The organism is Bradyrhizobium jicamae (assembly GCF_001440395.1).
Lineage (GTDB): Bacteria > Pseudomonadota > Alphaproteobacteria > Rhizobiales > Xanthobacteraceae > Bradyrhizobium > Bradyrhizobium jicamae.
Window position 1 is genome coordinate 17,016 of the sequence record NZ_LLXZ01000022.1, and the last position, 21,046, is coordinate 38,061.

Consider the following 21,046-nt stretch of genomic DNA (forward strand, 5'->3'; position numbering starts at 1 on the left):
GCATTGCTGCATTCCGGAACATCAACGAGATCGGGTTTCGCCGGGCCCTACTTGTGCTATGGCTGTTGTCAGGCGCTTCGTTCCCTCGGCCTGATGGTGTGATTACGGCCGAAGGCGGCGAAGCCCTGAGTATCCTTCAGCATTGGCCGAAACAATCATGACTGCAGTTCAGCGCAACGCCCCGATCGATCCCGTAAAACTCGACCGCCTCGCCGAAGTCGCGATCAAGGTCGGCTTGCAGTTGCGGCCGGGACAAGACCTGCTGGTGACCGCGCCTTCCGTCGCGCTGCCGCTGGTGCGCCGGATTGCCGAACATGCCTACAAGGCCGGCGCAGGGATCGTGACGCCGTTCCTGGCGGATGAGGCGATCACGTTGTCGCGCTATCGCCACGGCCATGACGCGAGCTTCGATCGTGCCGCCAACTGGCTTTATGAGGGCATGGCGAAGGCATTCAGCGCCAACACCGCGCGGCTGGCCATCGTTGGTGACAATCCGATGCTGCTGTCGGGCGAGGATCCGGTGAAGGTGGCGCGCGCCAGCAAGGCCAATTCGATCGCCTATCAGCCGGCGCTGGAGAAGATCGTCAATTTCGACACCAACTGGAACATCATCGCATATCCCAGTCCGTCCTGGGCGAAGCAGGTTTTCCCTGACGTGCCGGAGGATGTCGCGGTGGCAAAACTGGCGGATGCGATCTTTGCGGCGTCCCGCGTCGATCAGGACGGCGCCGTGGCCGCATGGGAAAAGCACAACGCAGTGCTGCGCGAGCGGACCGAATGGCTGAACGGCCAGCGTTTCCAAGCGCTGAAATATTCCGGGCCCGGCACCGACCTGACCATTGGTCTTGCGGACGGCCATGAGTGGGAAGGCGGCGCCTCGACCGCGAAGAACGGCATCACCTGCAACGCCAACATCCCGACCGAGGAAGTTTTCACCACGCCGCATTGCCGGCGCGTGAGCGGGCATGTGGTCTCGTCGAAACCGCTGTCCTATCAGGGCACGCTGATCGACAACATCCAGGTGAAGTTCGAGGAAGGCCGCATCGTCGAGGCAAGGGCTTCGCGCGGCGAGGAGGTGCTGAAGAAGGTGCTCGACACCGACGAGGGCGCGGCGCGCCTCGGCGAAGTGGCGCTGGTGCCGCATTCCTCGCCGATCTCCAAGAGCGGGCTGTTGTTCTTCAACACGCTGTTCGACGAGAACGCTGCCTCCCACATCGCGCTCGGCCAATGCTACTCGAAGTGCTTCGTTAATGGCGACAAGCTGACGCCGGAACAGATCGCGGCCCAGGGCGGCAACAAGAGCCTCATCCATATCGACTGGATGATCGGCACGGCCGAGACCGACATCGACGGCGTCCACGCCGACGGACGCCGCGTCCCGGTCATGCGCAAGGGCGAGTGGGCGTAATCAGTCCAGCTTGAGCTTGTAGAAGTCCGTCGCCGTCTTCGAGAACAGCGCGGTCTTTTCGGCTTCGCTGTACTGCGCGGCCAGTCGCTTGAAGACGTTGAAGATCACCTGATAGCTGCACTGGCCCTTGTCGGGTGGGAAGTTGCTTTCGAACATGCATCGATCGGGCCCAAAGGCCTCGATGCAGGTTTCGACATAGGGCCGCCACGCGGCGGCGGCTTCCTCGGATGACGGCGGCTTCGGCCGCAGATGAAAGTCATACCCAAGCAGGCACATCGCCAGCCCGCCGAGCTTGACCACCACATTCGGGCATCGCGCGATTTCCTGGATCGAGGCTTTCCATTCCGGAAAGACCTCCTCGCGCCGCCCGGCAAAACGGCCGATACCGGCCGGGCCGCCGCAATGATCCAGCACGATTTTTGTGTCGGGAAAGGCGCGGGCGAGATCCGTGAGTTCGCCGATCTGCGGATGAAACAGCCAGGCGTCGAAGCTCAGGCCCAACGGCGCAAGGCAGGCAAAGCCCTTGCGGAAGGTCGAGTCGAGCAACAGACCTTTCGGCCTGTTCGCATACATGCCGGCGACGTTGGGATCGGCATCCCATGCCGAGGAATGCCGGATGCCGCGGAAGCGGCCATTGCTGGCGGCGATTTCGGCTTCGAGCACGGCCTTCGCACCGTCGCCGAGCGTGAGATTGACGTGGCTGACGATGCCGGCGCAGATCGCAGCTTTGCCGTAGCCGCCGCTCGCCGCCATCGCAGCAACGCCATTGGCGAACTCGACCTCGCCGACCGGGCGAAACGCTTCGGGCCCGTGCGCGCGATACATCGAGCGGCAGTCAACATAGACTGTCGCGATGACGTTGTGGCCGGAGGCGATGTCGGCCGCCATCTCCTCGATCATGTAGCGCAGGCCGCCGCGATCCCAGAGATGGTGATGCGGATCGACGATCGGCCGCGCGGGATCGATGATGTCCTCGGTGTGCTGCGCCAGCCAGTCTTCGCGGGGATCGGCAAAAAGCCCGCTTCTGGAGGCGGGTGCAGTGCTGGTGGCCATGAGTTTCACTCCTTTGATTTTTTGTTTGTTGGTAGCCGCTGCCGTGAACGCCTCAGCCCGGCAGTCCGCGGATGAAATCGATGATCGCGGCGCTGACCTCGCCTGGGCGTTCCTGCTGGGTCCAGTGTCCGCAACCGGGCAGAATTCGCACATCGCGCAGCGTCGGGACGAACTGCCTGAGATTGGCGAGATGTTGGTCGATGCCGGGAGGAGCCGCCATCACCATGTCGTGGTCGCCGGCGACAAAGAGCGCGGGGATTTTCACCGCGACGCCCGTAAACGCCGCCATCAGCTCCCAGTTGCGGTCGACGTTGCGGTAATAATTGAGCGGGCCGCGGAAGCCGGTGCGTTTGAATTCGCCGGCATAGAAGTCGATGTCCTCGTCGGTAAGCCATGCAGGCAATGTCGACGGCAACGCCGGTTCGCGCAGCCAACTCCCGTTGCGCGGCACCATGCCAGGAGTTCCTACTTTATCACCGCGGGCGACGGCCGCGCGAAATGCCGCAGCGCCTTCGCCTGATATGCCATAAAGCGAGCTCAGCACGGTAATTCGCGGATCCCGCTCCATCTCGGCTTCGGCCACGCCAGGCTCCTGAAAATACAACTGATAGAATTGCGCGTCTGCGGTCTGCGGCATCATGCTGGTCGGGCGCACCGGGCCGCGCGGCCGAAGCGGTACGCTGAGGCTTGCAACGGCGCGGAAGCGGTCGGGACGCAGCCGTGCCGCCTGCCAGGCGATCTGCGCGCCCCAGTCGTGGCCGACGACGACAGCCGTCGGCGCTTCGAGGGCGTCGAGCAGCCCCACGAGGTCGGCGATCAGATGGAAGATCGTGTATTGATCGATCGCCTCCGGCCGGTCGCTCTTGCCGTAACCGCGCATATCAGGGGCGACAGCGTGGAAGCCCGCTTCCGCCAGCGCAGCGATTTGATGCCGCCAGGAATACCAGGATTCAGGGAAGCCGTGGCACAACAGCACCAACGGCCCGTCGCCCTGCTCGGCGATGTTGAGACGGATGCCGTTGCTCTCGATCAGCCGCTGCGAAGGTGCGCTCAAGATCCGCTCCCTTGTTGATTGTTGTTATTCGTCATTGCGAGGAGCGAAGCGACGAAGCAATCCATCTATCCCCGTGTTGAGGTATGGATTGCTTCGCTGCGCTCGCAATGACGGCGGTTGCCAGTAGCGCCTGAATTTACACCCCTTCCAGAATGATCACCGTCGGCGTACCCGGCAGCGTCTCGCGCGAAATCTTCAGCGTCCGCTCGCTCCGCTGGTCGATCGTGAATTGCTGGCCGATCAGGCGCATGAATTCATCGAGCGGAGTGGCGAAGCGGTGCATCGGCAGCACGATCGAGGAGCGCAGGCGCCGGGTGATGTCGGAGACGCCGTCGAGCGACATCGTATAGGTGCCGTCGATCGGCACCATCACGATATCGAGCCGGCCGATCGCCGCGAAATGCGTCTCATCCAGCTTGTGATGGAGATGTCCGAGATGGCCGATGCAGAGGCCGGCGACCTCGAAGATGAAGATCGAGTTGCCGTCCTTGAGCATGGCGCCGGAGCCTTCGCCATAGTAGCGGCGAATGTCGGTCGGCACGTTGCGGATATAGACGTCGCCGACGCGCGTCGAGACATGCGCCGCCTGTCCGTTCTCGCCCCAGCCATGCAGGACATGCGGGATCTTTGGGTCGGGAAACAACGTGTAGTGCGTCGAATGCGCGCGGTTCATGGTGACGACGTCGGGCAGCCTGCCGGTCCGGTAGGCGCCGTTGAAGTCGGTCCCGATCCGAATGCCGCCGGGCGTGTCGATGTAATAGGTGGAATGCCCGACATAGGTGATTGCGACCTCTTCGGCCTTGGCGGCGGTGCGGCGCAGGCTGACGGGGGTCGCGCGTGGCGGCGCGTTGGCCATCGCCAGGCACTCGCTGCGCAGCGGTTGTTGTTGAGCGGCCGCCGGGACGATCAGCGAACCGAGGAGGGCGAGGGCAACGGCAGAGGATCGCAACATGGCTTGACCCATTCTCGCGGCAAAGGCGCGACACTGTATCGCCGAATTTTGCAGCCGTCATGCTGACATTCGAGCACAGCTCTGCGCCGGAATTGCTTCATCGGCAGGCAGCCACGTCATATGGTGAAATTCAACCAGGGAGTTCGCCGTGACCGAAAACGCCCCCGCCGCGCGCGCCCCGTCGTCGAAACGCCTCGAACCGTTGCGGCAGGTTGACGCCGGCCCGCTGAGCATCGCGTATTACGAGGCGGGTCCCGCCGATGGACCGGCCGTGATGCTGATGCACGGCTTTCCCTACGACATTCATTCCTATGTCGACGTCGCGCCGCAGCTGGCCGCGCAAGGCTGCCGCGTCATCGTTCCCTATGTGCGCGGCTACGGTCCCACCCGGTTTCGCGATGCCGCGACGCCGCGCTCGGGCGAGCAGGCGGCGGTCGGCGCCGACATGATGGCGCTGATGGATGCGCTCGGCATCAAGCGAGCCGTGTTCGCGGGCTATGACTGGGGCGGCCGCGCGGCCTGCGTCGGCGCGGCGCTGTGGCCGGAGCGCTGCATCGGACTGGTTTCGGTCAACTCCTATCTGATCCAGGACATCGCCAACGCCATGGTGCCGATGCGTCCCGAACGCGAGGTGGCGTTGTGGTATCAGTATTATTTCCAGCTCAAGCGCGGCCGCGCCGGGCTTGCCGCCAACCGGCGCGAGATCGCCAGAATATTGTGGGCGCAATGGTCGCCGAACTGGACGTTCGACGATGCCTGTTTCGAACGCACTGTAGTCGCCCACGATAATCCCGATTACGTCGATGTGGTGATCCACAGCTATCGCCACCGCTTCGGTCTGGCCGACGGCGATCCACGATATGCCGACATCCAGCGCAGGCTGGCTGCGTTGCCTGTTATCACGGTGCCATCAATCACGCTCGACGGCGCGGGCGACGGCGTCATTGCCGCTACCGACGGCACGGCCAGCGCGCCGAAATTCGCCGGCCGCCGCGGCCATCGCGTGCTCGCCGGCATCGGACACAATCTGCCACAGGAAGCGCCGGAGGATTTTGCGGCGGCGGTGATGGATCTGATCCGCGCCTAGGTCGACTTTGCCGCATGGCAAGCCGTTCCGAAAACCGTCATCTTCGTCCAGCAAGTCCTCTCCAGAAGGACAGAATTCGGCACCCGCCCGATGTTGCTGCAGAAAGCCGAGATGATGATCCCGTTCATCGAGAAGGAGATAAAGCGCTAGGGCGACGTGATCGAGCGGGCAGGGGTGGAGAAGCAGTAGGACTAGCCCCGCTGAGGGCTGATCTTCCACGTCACGGCCAAAATGCCGGCAGTGAGCGCACCGCTGATCACGGCGGCGATTGGGATCGTGACGGCAAGCGCAGAGGTCGCGGCCCAGCCGATCGAGCAGAAGGCCTCCGCAAATGTCGCCAGACGCGACGAAGTCTGGCGGCGGCGGAATTGGCTGCGTTTGGCTTGCACGCGGAACCAGAGCTGGATCGCGGCGGCGGAGATGGTGGCGACGATGACGCCGAGCGCGGTGACGATCGCCTGCGTCATGGATGCAAACGCAAGTGCTGCAATCAATGGCGCGAAGATGACGCCGATCGAGATCAGCACTACCTCGATCTTGGCGCGGATCACGCGTGACGGTGGCAACGGGGCGGTCGCGACCAGGTCGGCGGCGTCTTCGCCCGAGATCGTCAGCCAGGCGAGGCCGCCGGCGAGCTGGCCCGCCGCCATCACGATGACGGGCGTGATCAGCACGATCGCGGCCGAGCTTTCGGAAAAGCTTCGCCACAGCATCAGGGCCGGCGGCACCAGATACAATAATTGCATCAGGCTTTGCGACAACAGCCACGGGTCGCGCCGCAGCAGCAAGAACTCCTTGGTGCGCAGCGCCTGTTGGCGCGAGCCGCCGCGAAACGCCGTTGCGCGCGGACCATGACGGACAGAGCGCGCGGTTGCGGCGACGCGGACGACGGTATCGGCAAATCGCGGCGAGAAAATCGCCATCACGGCGCCGAGCAGCAGCAGTCCGCCGGCCATCAGCCACGACAGCACCATTCCGTCGCCGATCGCCGCGCGCGCCGGCCACCACAGCGGGCTGTCGAGATCCGGCGCATAAGCGGAAACCGCATCTGAGGTCAGCACTGCAAAGCGGGACAATGTGCCATACGAAAGAATGGCGGCGACCTGGAGCGCGATGACGAAGCCGGCGCCGATGACCGCCGCCACGATCTGCGCGACCAGGCGGGTGCGGCTCGGGCCGATCAACCTGAACAGCGCGACCGTGATCGCGATCGCAACGGCTGCGGCCGAAAGGCCGATGGCGATGACGACGCCGAACGCCGAGAGCCAGCGCGCGCCGCCGCTGAATACGAGCACGTCGACAAAGGGCGTCGACAGCAGCAGCGCCATTCCGGTGACAGACAATGCGATCGCCGCGATCCGCACCGAGAACACGTTGGCGAGGTTGGCCGGCGACGACATGAGGAGGTCGAGATCGGCGCGGGCGTAAAACACCCGCGTCACCGATTCGATCGCCTGCGACAGCATCAACGCCCAGGCGAGGAAGATAGTCGCGGTGATGACGATCAGCTCGGGCGTGTCGAGCGGGGCCTCCAGATCGGCGAAGCGGCCGATCACGGCGTAGGCCGGCAGGTGCATGACGGCGGCAAACACGATCAGCGCGATGATCGCGCGCTTCCGTTTTCCCCGCCTGCCGGCGATCATCGCCATCCATTCGCGCCACGCCAGCCGGATTTCGTGCCGGGCAAACCAGGTGAGCGCAGCCGCCGAACTCATGCGGCTGCCGCCTCGGCATCGACGAGCGCGATGAACATGTCTTCGAGGCTGGTGTCGCCGCGGCCGTTCTGCTGACGCAACTCGGTGAGCGTGCCCTCGGCGACCAGCCGGCCGGCGGCGATGACGCCGATCCGGTCGGCCATCCGCTCGGCGACCTCGAGAATATGCGTCGTCATGATCACGGTGCAGCCGGAGCGCACGCGCTCCTGCAACAATCCCTTGACGTGACGCGCCGAGAGCGCGTCGAGCCCGGTCAGCGGTTCGTCCAGGATGATCAGCCGGGGATCGTGAACCAGCGCGCCGGCCAGCGCCACCTTCTGGCGCATGCCTTTGGAAAATCCCTCGCAGCGCTCGTGCAGATGCGGCTCGAGGCCGAGCGACACCAGAAGCTGGTGCGCGGAGGTTTCGGAAACTGAGGGATCGACACCCCAAAGGCCGGCGACGAATTCGAGATATTCCAGCGGCGTCAGCTTGTCATAGATCATCGGCTCGTCGGAAACCCAGGCCATGATCTGCTTGGCGGCGACGGGATCGGCGAGGGCATCGATGCCCAGTATCGAGACGGAGCCGGCATCGGGCCGTAGAAGGCCGGCGACCATGCGCAAGGTCGTGGTCTTGCCGGCGCCGTTAGGGCCGAGCAGGGCATAGAACTCGCCGGTGCGAATAGTGAGATCGAGCGAATCGACCGCCGGGCGGTCAAAACGCTTCGTTAACCCTCGCACTTCGAGCGCCGGTACATCCGCTTTCATGATTTCGGAGCGATCCAGTTGTTCGCTGTGGACCATGAACCGAAGAACTTTCGGTGCGGTGAATCTGGTGGACCAAATCGCGCCAAACCCCGCAACTTCCCGGGCTGCGGCATTTCTCCGCAATTGTTAACGGCGCAGAACGCAGCGCTTTGTTGACAGCGCTTAGCGCTTTGGGCTCAATGCCGCGGGACATGTGCGGCTGCTTCGTGGAATACCACGCAGCGTGTAGACACAAGATGCGGAAGAGGCGATCGACAGAATCGCCCGGCATCTGGGGAGGGAAATGATGCTGGACTTCGTTCAGCAGCTGGTGAGTGGCATCGCGCTCGGCTGCGTTTATGGCCTGATCGCGCTCGGTTTCGTGCTCGTTTACAAGGCAACCGAGGTCGTCAATTTCGCTCAGGGCGATTTGATGATGCTGGGCGGGTTCTTCGCCTTCACGTTCATCGGCATGCTTGGCCTCAATTACTGGCTTGGATTCGCCGGCGCCGTCGCGGCCATGGCGGCATTCGGCATGCTGGCGGAGCGCGTCGTCGTGCGTCCGATCCTCGGCTATCCGCAGTTTTCGATCATCATGGCGACGATCGGGCTCGGATATTTCCTGCGCTCGGTGGTCGGCATGATCTGGGGCACCGACGATTTCAAGATCGAGACGCCGTTCAGCGACGGCGTGTTGCGTATCGGCTCGCTGGTGCTGGCCTATGACAAGCTGTCGGTGATCGCGGCCACCATCATCCTTTGCGCGCTGCTTTATCTCTTCTTCAACCGCACCACGCTCGGCACGGCGATGCGTGCCAGCTCCGAAAACATGCTGGCTGCCTACTACATGGGCATTCCGGTCAAGCGCGTGGTGTCGATCGTGTGGGCGATCTCGGCGGCGGTCGCGACCGCTGCCGGCGTGCTGCTCGCGCCGATTACCTTCATTCACTCCAATGTCGGTCTGGTGCTGGGTCTGAAGGCGTTTCCCGCCGCGGTGCTCGGCGGATTCGGCTCGATCCCCGGCGCCGTGGTCGGCGGCGTGCTGATCGGCGTGATCGAGAGCATGGCCGGCTTCTACCTGCCGCAGGGCTGGAAGGACGTCGCGCCCTATATCGTTCTTCTGGTGGTGCTGTTGCTCAAGCCCGAAGGCCTGTTCGGTGTTCATACGCGGAAGAAGGTCTGATGCGATTTCTTTTCAAAACGGACTACGAAGACGACATCAAGCTGTTTCCGCACAGCGGCTACTACGTCTCCTACGGCATCCTGATCGCGTTTCTGCTGATCGCGCCGTTCGTGCTGTCCAGCTACCTGGTCAGCCAGCTGGTGTTCGTCTGCATCTACGCCACCGTCGGCGTCGGGTTGATGATCCTTACCGGCTTTACCGGTCAGGCATCGCTCGGCCATGCTGCGTTCCTGGCAATCGGCGCCTATACGGCGGCCTATCTGCAGCAATATAACGTGCCGTTTCCGGTCTACTTCCTGGCCGGCGGCCTGCTCACCGGCGTGGTCGGCGCGCTGGTCGGATTTCCGGCGCTGCGGCTGACCGGCATCTACCTCGTCATTGCGACGATTTCCTTTGCCTTCATCGTCGAGGAAGTGCTGGCCCGGTGGGAGTCGGTAACCCACGGCAACGAGGGCATGCGGGTCAAGACGCTGAGCCTGTTCGGGCAGGCGGTGCCGCAGAACGGCCCGACCTTCTACTATCTCTGTCTTGCCGTCCTGGTCCTCACCATCGTCGGCACCCTCAATCTGCTGCGCTCACCGACGGGACGTGCCTTCGTCGCGATCCGCGACAGCGAGACGGCAGCGCGCAGCATGGGCGTCAACGTCTCGCTCTACAAGGTGAAGTCGTTTGCGATCAGCGCGGCGATTACGGGCCTCGCCGGCGTGCTGTTCGCCCACAAGCTCTCCTTCATCTCCCCGGAAATGTTCACGCTGCAGCTTTCGATCGAGTTCATCATCGTGATCCTGATCGGCGGCGCCTTCAGCCTGCACGGCGCGGTGCTCGGCGCGATCTTCCTGGTCATGATCGATCCGTTCCTGACCTATCTGAAGGACGACCTGCCGGGCATCATCTCAGGGTTGGCCGCAACGTTCGGCGCCGACAGCGTGACGGCGGGGAAAGTTCACAGCAACGTTGCCGCAATTGCATCCGCTAACGGCCTCAAGGGGGCCATCTACGGCGTCATCATCGTGCTGTTCGTGCTGTTCGAGCCGCTCGGCCTCTACGGACGATGGCTGAAGATAAAACTCTTCTTCCAGCTCTTCCCGCTCTACAAGCGCGCCACCTTCAAACGCCAGAAGATCTACGTGAAATCGGAGCGGAACCGATGAGCTATTTCCGTGCAGAAAACCTGTCGCTGCATTTCGGCGGCCTGAAGGCGGTCGATTCCGTCAGCTTCGCGGTGGAGAAGGGCGAGATCCTTTCGATCATCGGCCCGAATGGCGCGGGCAAGAGTTCGATCTTCAACCTGATATCGCGGATCTATCCGCCCACATCAGGCAAGATCTTCTTCGAGGACCAGGACATCACCGACCAGCCTGCGTATGACATCGCCGGTCTCGGCATCGCCCGCACCTTTCAGAACATCGAACTGTTCGAGAATGCGACCATGCTGAGCAATCTGCTGGTCGGCCGCCATCGCCATTCCACCACGCAGCTCTGGCAGGAATTGCTGTTCCTGCCGAGCGTGCGCGCTGGCGAAAAGCTTCATCGCCGCCGCGTCGAGCAGGTGATCGAGTTCCTCGATCTCGAAGCCTATCGCGACAAGCTGATCTCCGGACTTCCCTACGGCGTCCGCAAGGTGATCGAGCTGGCGCGCGCGCTGTGCTCGGAGCCGAAGCTGATCCTGTTGGACGAGCCATCGTCCGGGCTCAATGTCGAGGAAACCGAGGACATGTCGTTCTGGATCCGCGACATGAAGAGCGAGCTTGGCATCACGGTCCTGATGGTCGAGCACGACATGACGCTGGTCAATCGCGTCTCCGACCGTGTGATCGCGCTCAACTATGGCCGCGTGCTCGCAATGGGCTCGCCGTCGGAGGTGCAGCGCCATCCCGACGTCGTCGCCGCCTATCTCGGCGCATGAGGATGATGCCATGAGTGCTTCCGACATCATCCTCAAGCTCAGCAATATCGAGAGCTATTACGGGCCGATCATGGCCATCCGCGGTATCAGCCTGGAAGTGCCGCGCGGCCGCATCGTGACGCTGCTTGGCGCCAACGGCGCCGGCAAGACCACCGTGCTCAAGACCATCTCCGGCATTCTCGATCCCCAGAAGGGTTCGATCGAATTCCTGGGCAAGCCGATCCAGCGCATGGAGGCCGACAAGATCGTGCGGCTGGGCCTGAGCCACGTGCCGGAGGGACGCGAGGTGTTTCCGTTCCTGTCGGTGCGCGAGAACCTGATGATGGGTGCCTATCCGCGCAAGGATCGCGACGGGGTCGTCGAGGATCTCGACCGCGTCTACGGCTATTTCCCGCGGCTGAAGGAGCGCATCAACCAGCCTGCCGGGCAGCTTTCCGGCGGCGAGCAGCAGATGCTGGCGATCGGGCGGGCGCTGATGAACCGGCCGACGCTGCTGCTTCTGGACGAGCCGTCGCTCGGCCTGTCGCCGATCCTGGTGAAGGAAATATTTACCATCATCAAGCGCGTCAACGAGGAGCAGGGCATGTCCATCCTCCTCGTCGAGCAGAACGCCAAGGTGGCGCTGGAGACGGCACATTACGGCTATGTGCTGGAGATCGGCCGCGTCGTGATGAACGACACCTGCGAGCGGCTGATGAATTCAAAGGACATCCAGGAATTCTATCTCGGCGCCAAGGAAGAGGGCGCCCGCGGCGAACGGCGCTGGAAAAAGAAGAAAACCTGGCGCTAGAGCATGATCCGGAAAAGTGGACACCGGTTTTCCGGCAAGATCATGCTCAAGTTCAAAGATGTCGCAGTTAAGGCATTGGCGTTACGAGGGAATTCGAGCTAAATTCGAGCCTGCCTCGAAAGACAATACCGGCTCTCAAGACCGGCGGTCGAGGCAGCGACAGAGGGAGGAAGACGCATGGCCAGACCGGCAGTGCTGACGGTCGCCGACACGATCGCGAGGAGCTTTCTGAAGTCCGTGGAGGCGCGCGGCGATCGGCCGGCGATCCGCGAGAAGAAATTCGGCATCTGGCAGCCGACCAGTTGGCGCGAGTGGCTGCAGATATCAAAGGATATCGCCTTCGGCCTGCATGCGTCCGGCTTCCGGCCCGGCGACGTCGCCTCGATCATCGCCAACGCGGTGCCGGAATGGGTCTATGCCGACATGGGCATCCTGTGCGCCGGCGGCGTTTCTTCCGGCATCTATCCGACCGACTCCTCGTCACAGGTCGAATATCTCATCAACGACTCCTCGACCAAGGTGATCTTCGCGGAAGACGAAGAACAGCTCGACAAGATCCTGGCCTGCCGCTCGCGCTGTCCGACGCTGCAGAAGATCGTCGTGTTCGACATGGAAGGCCTCCACGGCTTCAGCGATCCGATGGTGCTGTCGCTGGCCGAATTCATGGCGCTCGGGCGCAACCACGCGCAAGGCAATGAGGCGCTGTGGGACGAGATGATCGGGAGCCGCAACGCGAACGATCTCGCCATCCTCGTCTACACCTCCGGCACCACCGGCCCGCCAAAGGGCGCGATGCATTCCAACCGCAGCGTGACGCATCAGATGCGCCACGCCAACGATCTGTTTCCGTCGAGCGATAACGAAGAGCGGCTGGTGTTCCTGCCGCTCTGCCACGTCGCTGAGCGGATCGGCGGCTATTACATCTCGCTGGCGCTGGGATCGGTGATGAATTTCGCCGAGAGCCCGGAGACCGTGCCGGACAATCTGCGCGAGGTGCAGCCGACCGCCTTCCTCGCGGTGCCCAGGGTCTGGGAAAAATTCTATTCCGGAATCACGATCGCGTTGAAGGATGCGACCACGTTCCAGAACTGGATGTACCGCAACGCGCTCGCGATCGGCAATCGCGTGACGGAGTACAAGCTGCAAGGCGACACACCGCCATTGTCGCTGCGGCTCGCCAACAGCGCCGCCTACTATCTGGTGTTCCGCAACATCCGCCGCATGCTCGGTCTCGACCGTTGCCGGCTGGCTTTTACCGGCGCGGCCCCGATCGCACCCGATCTGATCCGCTGGTATCTCGCGCTTGGCATCGACATGCGCGAGGTCTACGGGCAGACGGAAAATTGCGGTGTGGCCACCGTGATGCCGCCCGATCGCATCAAGCTCGGTTCGGTCGGCAAGGCCGCGCCGTGGGGCGAGGTGGCGATTTCACCGCAGGGTGAAATCCTGATCCGCGGCGATTTCCTGTTCATGGGTTACCTGAACCAGCCGGAGAAGACCGCCGAGACCATCGACACCAAGGGATGGCTGCATACCGGCGATGTCGGCTCGATCGACAATGAGGGCTTCGTCAGGATCACCGACCGGATGAAGGACATCATCATCACCTCGGGCGGCAAGAACGTCACACCGTCGGAGATCGAGAACCAGTTGAAGTTCTCGCCTTACGTTTCCGATGCCGTCGTGATCGGCGACAAGCGGCCGTATCTGACGTGTCTGGTCATGATCGACCAGGAGAATGTTGAGAAGTTCGCGCAGGATCACGACATCCCGTTCACCAATTACGCGAGCCTGTGCCGTGCGCAGGAAATCCAGGACCTGATCCAGCGCGAGATCGAGGCCGTCAACGTCAACTTCGCGCGCGTCGAAACCATCAAGAAGTTCTACCTGATCGAACGTCAGCTCACGCCCGAGGACGAGGAGCTGACGCCGACCATGAAGCTGAAGCGCAGCTTCGTGAATAAGCGCTATGCCGCCGAAATCAACGCCATGTATGGCGAGCGGGCGGTGGCGTAGGCGAAACGTAAGTTCGAAAGCGAAATCAAGTAAGCGGCGAAGGACAACAAGGCCCTACCCTTCGCTCAACACGGGCCAACTAGGAGGATATTGCAATGTCGAAATCGTTTAGGGCGTTGGGCCTTGCGGTGAGCGCCCTTGCGCTGACCGGGCTGCCGGCCGCAGCCCAGACCAAGGTTACCGATCAAGGCATCTCGGCGAGCGAGATCGTCATCGGCACGCATCAGGACCTGTCCGGCCCGATCAAGACCTGGGGTGTTCCGGTCTCCAACGGCATGAAGATGGCGGCCGAGGAAATCAACGCCGCCGGCGGCATCCATGGCCGCAAGATCAAGCTGATCCTGGAGGACTCCGGCTACGATCCGAAGCGCGCCGTGCTGGCGTCGCAGAAGATGGTCGAGCGCGACAAGGTTTTCGCCATGGTCGGTCCGATGGGCTCGCCGACCGTGCTCGCCGCGCAGGACATCCTGTTCGATGCCGGCGTGCTGCAGCTCTTCCCGCTGACGGCAGCCGAGTTCACCTTCAAGTTCGATCCGGCGAAGCCGCAGGAAAGGCTGAAGTTCAACAACCTCCTGCCTTACGTCGAGAGCACCCGCGCCGCCGTCAAGTACATGCTGGAGACGAAAAACTTCAAGAAGCCCTGCATTATGCATCAGGACGACGAGTACGGAAAGAACGTGCTCGACGGCTTCACCCAGCAACTCACCGCGATGAAGCTGACGCCGGCGTCGGTCACGAGCTACAAGCGAGGCGCTTCCGACTTCAGCGCGCAGGTCGCCAAGATGAAGGCCGACGGCTGTGATGTGGTCGTGCTCGGCACCGTTATTCGCGAGACCATCGGCGCGATGGGCGAAGCCAAGAAACTCGGCTGGGACGTCACCTTCCTCGGCGCCACGCCGACCAACGTGCTGGAAGTGCCGGCGCTCGGCAAGGAAGCCGTCGAAGGCCTCTACGCCGCGTCCGGCTTCGAAATCCCGTACGAAGACACCGCGAAGGGCAAGGTCAAGGACTGGCTCGCGAACTACAAGAAGATGTTCGGTTCGGATGCCAACACCCAAGCGATCATCGGCTACAACGCCATGATGACGTTTGCGTTCTACGCCGAGAAGGCCGGCAAGGACCTGACTGGCCAGAAGATGATGAACTCGCTGGAGTCAGGCGAGCAGTTCCGCGACATCTTCAATTCGCCGCCGACCAAGTTCTCCAAGACCGATCATCTCGCCACTACGATCACCCAGGTCCAGCAGGTCAAGAACGGCCGCTGGGTGCTGATCAAGGAAGGCCTGATGTTCTGAGGGAGCGGTGGCTCCAACGACACTGAGCTAGACGACAAAGGGCTGCGCGAGACGATCGCGCAGCCCTTTTGCTTTGGATAGCGCATTCGCTCTGCTAACACACCTCGATGGTGGGGTGAGTGCAGATGACGAACGGAGAGGAGCCAGCTCTGACGGGCCAGGACGCTGACATTTGCAGCCGGATTCAACGCGAGCGCCGGGCCGGCTACATCCGATGCGGCGTCGTTGAAGGCCGGATGAGCGTTACTGAGGTCGCCCGCGCCTTTGGGTTGGCTGATGATGGCGCGATCTACCGATCGATCGGAAGCGTCGAGGCAAACAAGATCGCAACCCACGTGCTGTGCGCCGATCTCGCCTATAGCCTGGAAATCATGAGTGTGTCCGAGGCGGCCGATCTCTGGCGGCAGTTCATGTCGCTGTTCGAGGGAAAGGACGTTGTGTTTGTCTCGAACGCTGGATCTGAGTGTGACTCCTGGATGCCGGCAACACCAGCCACGTTTGACATGGGTGTTCTCGTGATAGGGACGACCAAAGCCGGTTGTCTTTGGGTTGAGGACGAGGACTGACAGGCGAATCGACGCTGCTCTATTGCGCGGTGCGACGAAAACTTTTCGAGCTGCATTTCTGCTCAATCGCAGACCAGCACAAGCTTGCCCCTTACCGATCCCTGGCCGAGGAGTTCTTGCGCGTGACGGGCGTCGCGCAATGGAATGCGTTCCGCAATGATCGGCTGGATCTTCCGGTCACGAAGCAGATCAAGGAGCTTGCTCAAATCTTCCCGAAACCATTCGGGTTTTTGCCGCTTCAGCATCTGTATGCTGTATGGGAGGATGCGCCTCCTGCCAGGTGAAAGGAGTGCACGGAGCGCGTACCACGCAGGCCGCACAATGCCTCGAAAACGGTACCGCAAGCCACCCGTCAGCTGGCCCTTTCGCAGAAATGAAGTGAAGCCATAGACGATGACACGGCCGCCCTGTCTCAACGTTTGGAATGAGCGCCAGACGTTTGCCTCGCCAACCCCGTCGAAAACGACATCCACGCCGTCGCCTGTCAGGCGATGAATCTCTTCGACAAAGTCGACTTTCTGGTAGTCGATCGGGGTGGCGCCCAGATCGGATACGATCCGATGGGTTGCGAGTGATGCGGTGCCATACATTTCGAGGCCGGCCAGGCGGCCAAGCTGCAGCAAAGCAGTGCCCAGTCCTCCGGCCGCACCATGAATGAGCACGCGCTGGCCGGGCAGGACATGGGCAACGCGATGGATCATTTGGTAGGCCGTGATGTAATTGAGCACGAGGCTCACGGCCTCATCGGGGTCAAGGCCGGCCGGAACAAGGGTGAGTTCACTCAATGGCAGGCAGATGTATTGGGCGTAGCCACCATGGATTGGCATTGCAGCAACCATCTGACCGAGCATGGCTTGCAGCGCGTCTTCTCCGACCTTGTCCACGGCTCCCACGATGTCCCATCCCGGCGTGAAGGGGAGCAGCGTTTTCTCTGGATGGATACCCTCCCGCATCAGCAGGTCTGCAAAGGAGACGCCAGCAGCGAATACGCGCACCCGTACCTCGCCGCGCGCCGGTTCCGGTGCCTCTTCCTCAACCGTCTCCAGGACCTCGGGCCCGCCAAGACGGCGAACGATGATGCGCAGATATTTCATACTGGCGTCATCCGGGTCGAGCCCATCTCAAGGAGATGAGCCCGAACAGAATGCGCGCGGGAGATGTCTGGCGCTTTGCGCCAGATCAAAACTGCGCAGAGGGGCTAGCTGGCATGTGCTGCTTCATTCCGTTCGCCTTGAACGGACAACGGGCGAGCGCATGCAACCGGCGCGTTGCCGCTGGCCAATCTAAAGCCGGGTCGATGTTATTTGCTGAACTCGGACAAGACGCGAACTGGATCGCAGCGTTCGCGGCTGAAAGTCCCATCTGGCTCGGGACGTGATGCCCCGGACATCTGCGCGAAGACGGGCTTCGCGCTTTTGCCCGGGGCGAGCGTGCTTTGCTACTTCGGCCGGATCGCGTCGGCGGTGCCCTGGATGAAGGCCTGCAGCTTCGGGATATCCTCTTCCTTCAGCTTGCCGGTGAAGTCGGGCATGCCGCGGTCGCGGAACGGGCCGTTGAACACGATGTCCTTCAGGTTGGTGATGGTTTCGGGCGCAACATAACCGAGGTTCCTGATGTTGCCGCCGTTGTCGACGCCGGGCACGCTGTGGCAGGCAGCGCAGGCGGCGACATAGATAGCGGTGCCTTCAGGGATATCCTTCGGGTCATACTTCACGCCCTTCAACAGGCCTTCGGTCTGGTACTTCGTGAAGGCGGGCAGCGGCGTCTTGCCGCCGAGCGCAAAGGTGTAGACCGTGCCGGGGCTGCTCAACTCGGTGACCCGGATCCACTGGCCGAGCACACCGCCCCAACCGACCGCGATCGACACATATTGCTGGTCGTCGATCATGTAGGTCGAGGCCGCCGCCACCACGCCGGTGCCGGTCGGGCTTTCCCAAAGCTTTTCGCCCGTCGTGGCGTTGTAGGCGACGAAGCGCCCGTCGGCCGTGCCCTGGAACACCAAATTGCCCGCGGTGGTGAGGGTGCCGCCATTCCACGGCGCCACATGCTCGACGCGCCAGGCCTCCTTCTGCTTGACGGGATCCCAGGCCAGCAGCCGTCCGAACGCCGGGTTCTTCGGTGGCGTGGCATTCATCAGGAAGCCGAGATTCCAGCCCGTCGCGCTGGCGAATTTGCCGGGCTCAACGGCATTGTGCTTGAAGGCCTTCTCCGGTGTGAGGTTGATCGGTATGCCCTGCGCCGGCAAGTAGACCAGACCGGTCTGCGGATTGAACGACATCGGATGCCAGTTGTGGGCGCCGGCGGGGCCGGGAATGCTGTCATACGCTTCTTCGCCGCGCGCCTCTTTCACCTCGATCGGGCGGCCGTTGGCGTCGTAACCGGTCGCCCAGTTCACATCGACGAAGTTCTTCGCCGAGATGAACTTGCCGTTGGTGCGGTCGATGACGAAGAAGAAGCCATTCTTTGGCGCGTGCAGGATCACCTTGCGCGGCGCGCCATCGAGCGTGATGTCGGCCAGGATCATCGGCTGGGTCGCGGTGTAGTCCCAGTGATCGCCGGGTGTTTCCTGATAGTGCCAGGCGTACTTACCGGTATCGGCGTTCAGCGCGACGATCGAGGACAGATAGAGGTTGTCGCCGCCGGCGGGGCTGCGAACCTTCTGGTTCCAGGGCGCGCCGTTGCCGGTGCCGATATAGACGAGGTTTAGATCAGGGTCGAAGGTGATGGTGTCCCAGGCCGTGCCGCCGCCGCCGTTGATCCAGTACTTGCCGGCCGGATCCCAGGTCTTGGCCGCCGCCGCCATCGATTCATCCTCGAACGGCTTGGACGGATCGCCTGGTACTGTGAACCAGCGCCACGCCTGGTTACCAGTCTCCGCGTCGTAGGCGGTGACATAGCCGCGCACGCCGAATTCCGCGCCGCCATTGCCGATCACCACCTTGCCGTTGAATACGCGCGGCGCGCCAGTGATGGTGTAGGAGTGCTCCTTGCTGACGATGGTATCTTTTTCCCAGACCACCTTGCCAGTCGCAGCATCGAGCGCGAACAGCCGGCCGTCATAGGCGCCGAAATAAACCTTGCCCTTCCAGAGCGCGACGCCGCGGTTGACCACGTCGCAGCAGCCCCGATAGCCCTTCTCGCGGTCGATCTTCGGATCGAACGTCCAGATCCGCTTGCCGGTGCGGGCGTCGATGGCGTGCACCACGCTCCATGACGCGGTCTGGTACATGATGCCGTCGACCACGACCGGCGTCGCCTCGACGCCGCGGGAGGATTCGAGCGGATAGCTCCACACCAGCCCGAGTTGCTTGACGTTATCGGCGTTGATCTTGTTGAGCTTGGAAAAGCGCGTCTCGGCATAGTCGAGGCCGATGGTCGGCCAGTCGTTCGAGGTCGCGGTGTTGGCCTTGATCGAAGCGCCGTCGACCGCCGAGGTGACGGCCTTGATGTGCTCGGGCGATCCCTTGGCGGGTGTCTGCGCAAGGGCTGTGCTGCAGGACAGCGTCAGGCCGAGAGCGATGGCGGTCGCGGCCTGCGCAAGGCGCGCCGACCGGCGGGAAGTAGCGGCAGTGTCAGGAAAAAAACGGCGAGCGGAATCAACGCGCGAACGTATCATCTCATTCCTCCCAAGTGATCTCTAGCGGATCTGGTGGAATGCTATGCCGGTGAGAAGGATCGCGTCAATCAAAGCGATGCGCGAAATGTAAAAGAGAAGATTCGTCTCGTCGTGTTTTGAGCGGACGAGTGCAAGCTGGTATACTGGCTGCAGCGCAGCATGGTCGCGAGGGCAAGGACGATCGGAAGGAAGATCAGGCAAGAAAAGCAGATTGTTGTCGACCGTCGCCGCGCAATAGTTGCGCGCCGCTATTCGTCAATCGGCGCGTTCGAATGGTCGGGAAGCGGAGTCGGCCAGAGACGTCACGACGAGCGAAGCCACAGAATTATTGCCCGAGGCGTCGGCGAGCGCGGGAGCATCGGCATATCGCATCACGCCGTGCTGGCCGATCACGAATGTCGGCCGGAAGTTTCTGACATCGGCGTCCGCAACCATCGCCATGCGGCGGTTATCGAGCATCAGCCAGCGTCCATCCAGCCGCGCGGCAGCCACCGCATGATCCTCGCCGCGGATGGTATCGCGCAGCACCACGATCCTGAGATCGTCGGGCGCTAGGCCGGCGCGGCGCAAGGCCACGAATTTCGCAATCGCATAATCCTCGCAGTCACCGCCGCCGCGGGCGAGCGTTGCGAGCGGCGGCATCCAGACGTCGATCTGGCCGTGCTGGGCGAGATCGCCGGCCGGCCGGATCGCGAGATTGATGGCGCGGTTGATTTCGCCAAGTCGGGCGCGGCCTTCGCGCAAGCGCGCGGCGTCGACGATGTCGAGGAATGTCAGCGCGGCCGGAGAGGCGCAGCCGTCACGGTCGCCCTCGCAGAGCGCAAGCTGCACCATTTCGTCGTCGAGCCGGTGCTGAACGCCGAGCCATTTGTCGCGCAGTCCGCCACTGGTGAGCGCGGAGACCGGAAGTCCGAACGGCTCGGTCGATCGTGTCATCGATTCCGCAGAATTGGGCAGCGGCTGCATTTCGGCGCGCAGATCACCCGGGCCGAAACAGGCCATGCCGCACGCAATGATGCCCGCGCGCCATGCGCGCGAAAACACTGACAACCCCATCTGACGCCCCTTGTCCGGGCATCGGCTGGCTTGTTCTGCCTGCTCGCGACCGGATCATTTCGCAGGGGGAAAGGATGGGCGAGGGGGCTTTTGATCTGCTTAAAACGGGGTACTCCCAGCCCCAAAGGGCGAAACAGCCTGAACGTGGCCTTGCCAGTTACGGCTAATTTTATCGATCCACTCGGATTGGCGCTCGTCAAAGCCGCTCGGTTACCGGGATGGGCCGGCGGGATACGGCGCAAAGTTTACGGTTGCGAAAGGGTCACAGCGTCACCGAATTAACCGTGTCCGCTGGGTCGCTCTGTGGGGCGATTGCAACCTGTCCCGACGCCTCGAAGGGATGGCGGCATTGATCGGACTGGGGGAAGTGATCGGCCGTCAGGCGGCTGTCGCCTCCCTCAGGAAGCAGCACCGCTGCGGTTCGGCAACGATAAAGTACTATGGCTGCTTATCTTTATGGCCTGGGAAGGCCGCGCCCATTTTTCGATCGGCGCGGGGCAGGCCCCGCCTTTTCCCTGCCACACTCTCGCCCGACACTTTTTCCGGACCTTTTCGGTCCTGTTGCAGACTTACCCCATATAGAGGGTGTTCTCTGCGGGCGTACTTTTGTGTTCCTTACCT

17 protein-coding genes are annotated in these 21,046 nt (G+C 62.5%); 9 read left to right on the forward strand and 8 right to left on the reverse strand.

All coding sequences use genetic code 11. The features are described from left to right. Positions 1-157 precede the first annotated feature (157 nt). Complete coding sequence (locus CQ12_RS03990; RefSeq protein ID WP_057834064.1) at positions 158-1,408, forward strand: aminopeptidase; 1,251 nt, start codon at positions 158-160, stop codon at positions 1,406-1,408. Here CQ12_RS03990 and CQ12_RS03995 read toward each other — a convergent pair whose 3' ends face one another. The 3 genes from CQ12_RS03995 to CQ12_RS04005 all read right to left on the reverse strand — a co-directional run bounded on the left by CQ12_RS03995 (position 1,409) and on the right by CQ12_RS04005 (position 4,467). After that, positions 1,409-2,461, reverse strand: a complete 1,053-nt coding sequence (locus CQ12_RS03995; protein ID WP_057834065.1) for an amidohydrolase family protein — start codon at positions 2,459-2,461, stop codon at positions 1,409-1,411. A 52-nt stretch (positions 2,462-2,513) separates the two neighbouring features. After that, the gene (locus CQ12_RS04000) at positions 2,514-3,515 is read right to left on the reverse strand and encodes an alpha/beta fold hydrolase (RefSeq protein ID WP_057834066.1); all 1,002 of its coding nucleotides are present in this window, start codon (positions 3,513-3,515) and stop codon (positions 2,514-2,516) included. A 136-nt stretch (positions 3,516-3,651) separates the two neighbouring features. Further along, positions 3,652-4,467 carry an MBL fold metallo-hydrolase gene (locus CQ12_RS04005; RefSeq protein ID WP_057834133.1) on the reverse strand — a complete coding sequence of 272 codons (816 nt, stop codon included), beginning with the start codon at positions 4,465-4,467 and terminating at the stop codon, positions 3,652-3,654. A gap of 148 nt (positions 4,468-4,615) precedes the next feature. Here CQ12_RS04005 and CQ12_RS04010 point away from each other — a divergent pair, with 148 nt between their 5' ends. Further along, on the forward strand, positions 4,616-5,554 hold the full coding sequence (locus CQ12_RS04010; protein WP_057834067.1) for an alpha/beta fold hydrolase: 939 nt from the start codon (positions 4,616-4,618) through the stop codon (positions 5,552-5,554). Positions 5,555-5,745: 191 nt separating this feature from the next. Here the strand turns inward: CQ12_RS04010 and CQ12_RS04015 are convergent, their stop codons facing one another. Next, entirely contained in the window at positions 5,746-7,269 is a 1,524-nt protein-coding gene (locus tag CQ12_RS04015; RefSeq protein WP_057834068.1) for a hypothetical protein, read from the reverse strand. After that, positions 7,266-8,018, reverse strand: a complete 753-nt coding sequence (locus CQ12_RS04020; protein WP_245309725.1) for an ABC transporter ATP-binding protein — start codon at positions 8,016-8,018, stop codon at positions 7,266-7,268. Before CQ12_RS04020 ends, CQ12_RS04015 begins: the two co-directional genes overlap by 4 nt. Before the next feature lie 286 nt (positions 8,019-8,304). Between CQ12_RS04020 and CQ12_RS04025 the strand changes: the two genes are divergently transcribed. From CQ12_RS04025 to CQ12_RS04055, 7 genes are all read left to right on the forward strand, one after another. Then, positions 8,305-9,180: a branched-chain amino acid ABC transporter permease gene (locus CQ12_RS04025; protein ID WP_057834134.1), complete on the forward strand. Its 876-nt coding sequence runs from the start codon at positions 8,305-8,307 to the stop codon at positions 9,178-9,180. After that, positions 9,180-10,331, forward strand: a complete 1,152-nt coding sequence (locus tag CQ12_RS04030; protein WP_057834070.1) for a branched-chain amino acid ABC transporter permease — start codon at positions 9,180-9,182, stop codon at positions 10,329-10,331. Before CQ12_RS04025 ends, CQ12_RS04030 begins: the two co-directional genes overlap by 1 nt. Continuing rightward, a complete protein-coding gene (locus CQ12_RS04035; protein WP_057834071.1) occupies positions 10,328-11,086 on the forward strand; it encodes an ABC transporter ATP-binding protein in 759 nt (252 codons plus the stop codon). Before CQ12_RS04030 ends, CQ12_RS04035 begins: the two co-directional genes overlap by 4 nt. Before the next feature lie 10 nt (positions 11,087-11,096). Beyond that, positions 11,097-11,876 (forward strand): ABC transporter ATP-binding protein, encoded by a 780-nt coding sequence (locus tag CQ12_RS04040; RefSeq protein WP_057834072.1) that lies wholly within the window; start codon positions 11,097-11,099, stop codon positions 11,874-11,876. 177 nt (positions 11,877-12,053) lie between these two features. Beyond that, positions 12,054-13,892 (forward strand): AMP-dependent synthetase/ligase, encoded by a 1,839-nt coding sequence (locus tag CQ12_RS04045; RefSeq protein ID WP_057834073.1) that lies wholly within the window; start codon positions 12,054-12,056, stop codon positions 13,890-13,892. 95 nt (positions 13,893-13,987) lie between these two features. After that, entirely contained in the window at positions 13,988-15,187 is a 1,200-nt protein-coding gene (locus tag CQ12_RS04050; RefSeq protein ID WP_057834074.1) for an ABC transporter substrate-binding protein, read from the forward strand. A gap of 125 nt (positions 15,188-15,312) precedes the next feature. Next, positions 15,313-15,753: a hypothetical protein gene (locus CQ12_RS04055; protein ID WP_157087992.1), complete on the forward strand. Its 441-nt coding sequence runs from the start codon at positions 15,313-15,315 to the stop codon at positions 15,751-15,753. Between the two features lie 62 nt (positions 15,754-15,815). On the opposite strand, the gene CQ12_RS04060 is transcribed toward CQ12_RS04055, so the two are convergent. The 3 genes from CQ12_RS04060 to CQ12_RS04070 all read right to left on the reverse strand — a co-directional run bounded on the left by CQ12_RS04060 (position 15,816) and on the right by CQ12_RS04070 (position 20,425). Next, positions 15,816-16,847: a medium chain dehydrogenase/reductase family protein gene (locus tag CQ12_RS04060; protein ID WP_057834076.1), complete on the reverse strand. Its 1,032-nt coding sequence runs from the start codon at positions 16,845-16,847 to the stop codon at positions 15,816-15,818. Between the two features lie 344 nt (positions 16,848-17,191). Continuing rightward, positions 17,192-19,369, reverse strand: a complete 2,178-nt coding sequence (locus CQ12_RS04065) for a PQQ-dependent dehydrogenase, methanol/ethanol family (protein ID WP_057834077.1) — start codon at positions 19,367-19,369, stop codon at positions 17,192-17,194. Positions 19,370-19,624: 255 nt separating this feature from the next. Then, positions 19,625-20,425: a transglutaminase-like cysteine peptidase gene (locus tag CQ12_RS04070; protein ID WP_057834078.1), complete on the reverse strand. Its 801-nt coding sequence runs from the start codon at positions 20,423-20,425 to the stop codon at positions 19,625-19,627. Positions 20,426-21,046: the final 621 nt, after the last annotated feature.

Bases quoted from the DNA above. Each gene is read 5' to 3' on its own strand.
- CQ12_RS03990 (WP_057834064.1), top strand. From the start codon at position 158: ATGACTGCAGTTCAGCGCAACGCCCCGATCGATCCCGTAAAACTCGAC.
- CQ12_RS04060 (WP_057834076.1), bottom strand. From the start codon at position 16,847: ATGAAATATCTGCGCATCATCGTTCGCCGTCTTGGCGGGCCCGAGGTC.
- CQ12_RS04020 (WP_245309725.1), bottom strand. From the start codon at position 8,018: ATGAAAGCGGATGTACCGGCGCTCGAAGTGCGAGGGTTAACGAAGCGT.
- CQ12_RS04015 (WP_057834068.1), bottom strand. From the start codon at position 7,269: ATGAGTTCGGCGGCTGCGCTCACCTGGTTTGCCCGGCACGAAATCCGG.
- CQ12_RS04040 (WP_057834072.1), top strand. From the start codon at position 11,097: ATGAGTGCTTCCGACATCATCCTCAAGCTCAGCAATATCGAGAGCTAT.
- CQ12_RS04045 (WP_057834073.1), top strand. From the start codon at position 12,054: ATGGCCAGACCGGCAGTGCTGACGGTCGCCGACACGATCGCGAGGAGC.
- CQ12_RS04025 (WP_057834134.1), top strand. From the start codon at position 8,305: ATGCTGGACTTCGTTCAGCAGCTGGTGAGTGGCATCGCGCTCGGCTGC.
- CQ12_RS04035 (WP_057834071.1), top strand. From the start codon at position 10,328: ATGAGCTATTTCCGTGCAGAAAACCTGTCGCTGCATTTCGGCGGCCTG.
- CQ12_RS04065 (WP_057834077.1), bottom strand. From the start codon at position 19,369: ATGATACGTTCGCGCGTTGATTCCGCTCGCCGTTTTTTTCCTGACACT.
- CQ12_RS04050 (WP_057834074.1), top strand. From the start codon at position 13,988: ATGTCGAAATCGTTTAGGGCGTTGGGCCTTGCGGTGAGCGCCCTTGCG.
- CQ12_RS04070 (WP_057834078.1), bottom strand. From the start codon at position 20,425: ATGGGGTTGTCAGTGTTTTCGCGCGCATGGCGCGCGGGCATCATTGCG.
- CQ12_RS04005 (WP_057834133.1), bottom strand. From the start codon at position 4,467: ATGTTGCGATCCTCTGCCGTTGCCCTCGCCCTCCTCGGTTCGCTGATC.
- CQ12_RS04055 (WP_157087992.1), top strand. From the start codon at position 15,313: ATGACGAACGGAGAGGAGCCAGCTCTGACGGGCCAGGACGCTGACATT.
- CQ12_RS04030 (WP_057834070.1), top strand. From the start codon at position 9,180: ATGCGATTTCTTTTCAAAACGGACTACGAAGACGACATCAAGCTGTTT.
- CQ12_RS03995 (WP_057834065.1), bottom strand. From the start codon at position 2,461: ATGGCCACCAGCACTGCACCCGCCTCCAGAAGCGGGCTTTTTGCCGAT.